Here is a 1,914-nt window from a genome sequence, read left to right on the forward strand (position 1 = left end):
TTTATCAAGCGTCCTGTTTGTTCATTCGGTTTGTGATGAGGTCTGTGACGACGGTTGGGTCTGCGAGGGTTGAGGTGTCTCCGAGGGTTGCGAAGTCGTCTTCGGCGATTTTGCGCAGGATGCGGCGCATGATTTTGCCCGAGCGTGTTTTGGGCAGGCCGGGGGCCCATTGGATGAGGTCAGGCGACGCGATGGGGCCGATTTCGGTGCGGACCCATTTGCGCAATTCCTGATAGAGTTCATCGCTGGGCTCTTCGCCGTTCATCAGGGTGACGTAGCAGTAGATGCCTTGCCCCTTGATCGCGTGGGGGTATCCCACGACGGCGGCTTCGGCGACTTTGGCGTGGGCGACCAGCGCGCTTTCGACCTCTGCGGTGCCCATGCGGTGGCCTGAGACGTTGATCACGTCATCGACGCGGCCCGTGATCCAGTAATCACCGTCTGCGTCACGTTTGCAGCCATCCCCGGTGAAGTAATAGCCTTTGTAATCAGAGAAGTAGGTCTTTTCGAACCGTTCGTGATCGCCCCAGATGGTGCGCATCTGGCCGGGCCAGCTGTCGGCGATGACCAACACGCCCTCCACGTCATTGCCCTCAAGGACCTCGCCCGAGGCGGGCTCCAGCACCATCGGCTTGATGCCAAAGAAAGGCTTCATCGCAGAGCCGGGTTTCATGGTATGCGCGCCGGGCAGGGGGGTCATCAGATGGCCGCCCGTCTCGGTCTGCCACCAGGTGTCGACGATGGGGCATTTGCCCTTGCCCACGACGTCATTGTACCAGTTCCAGGCCTCTGGATTGATCGGCTCACCCACGGTGCCCAGCACCTTGAGGTCACTCAGATCGCACCCTTCGACAAAGGATTTGCCCTGTCCCATCAGTGCGCGGATGGCGGTGGGGGCAGTGTAGAACTGGTTGACTTTATGCTTTTCGCAGACCTGCCAGAAGCGGCTGGCATCGGGGTAGGTCGGCACGCCCTCGAACATGATGGTGGTCGCGCCATTGGCCAGCGGCCCGTAGACGATATAGCTGTGGCCCGTCACCCAGCCCACATCCGCGGTGCACCAGAAGACATCGCCATCGTGGTAATCAAACACGATCTCATGGGTCATGGCGGCATAGGTCAAATACCCGCCCGAAGTGTGCACGACGCCCTTGGGCTGGCCGGTGGAGCCGGAGGTATAGAGGATGAACAGCGGGTCTTCGGCGTTCATCTCGGCGGGGTGGGAGACATCCGAGGCCTCCAGCATCATCTCGCCGCAGTCGTAATCGCGCCCGTCGATCCAGGTGGTCTGCCCGCCGGTGCGCTTGACGACGAGGCATTTGACCGTGTCCTTGCAGTGCAGCAGGGCGGCGTCCGTGTTGGATTTGAGGGCTGTGGCCCGCCCGCCGCGCGGGGCGTGATCGGCGGTGATGACGAGTTTGGCGTCACAGCCATTGATCCGCGCCGAAAGCGCATCGGGCGAAAACCCGGCAAAGACGATGGAGTGGATCGCGCCGATCCGCGCGCAGGCGAGCATCGCATAGGCCGCCTCGGGGATCATCGGCAGGTAGATCACCACCCGGTCACCGCGCCGCACGCCAAGGCTTTCCAGCACATTGGCCATCTTGCAGACCGAAGCGTGCAATTGCTTGTAGGTGATATGTTTGGCAGCATCCTTGGGGTCATCCGGCTCCCAGATGATCGCGGTCTGATCGCCGCGCGTGGCCAGATGCCGGTCCACGCAATTGGCCGCCACATTCAAGGTGCCATCCGCGTACCAGTTGATCGACACATGGCCGAGATCAAAGTTCACATCCTTGACCTTGGTGAAAGGCTTGATCCAGTCAACCCGCCCCCCCTCACGCCGCCAAAACCCCTCAGAATCCGAAACAGACTCCGAATACAACGATCCGTATTGCGATAACGTGACGTGGG

General features: G+C 61.1%; 1 protein-coding gene. It reads right to left on the reverse strand.

The genetic code is table 11. The annotated features are described in order from the left end of the window. Positions 1–4: 4 nt before the first annotated feature. Positions 5–1,885, reverse strand: coding sequence for an acetate--CoA ligase (gene acs, locus K5Q35_RS22525; RefSeq protein ID WP_374758670.1), 1,881 nt, complete (start codon positions 1,883–1,885; stop codon positions 5–7). Positions 1,886–1,914: the final 29 nt, after the last annotated feature.

The organism is Roseobacter sp. OBYS 0001, assembly GCF_019654895.1.
GTDB classification, from domain to species: Bacteria; Pseudomonadota; Alphaproteobacteria; order Rhodobacterales; family Rhodobacteraceae; genus Roseobacter; species Roseobacter litoralis.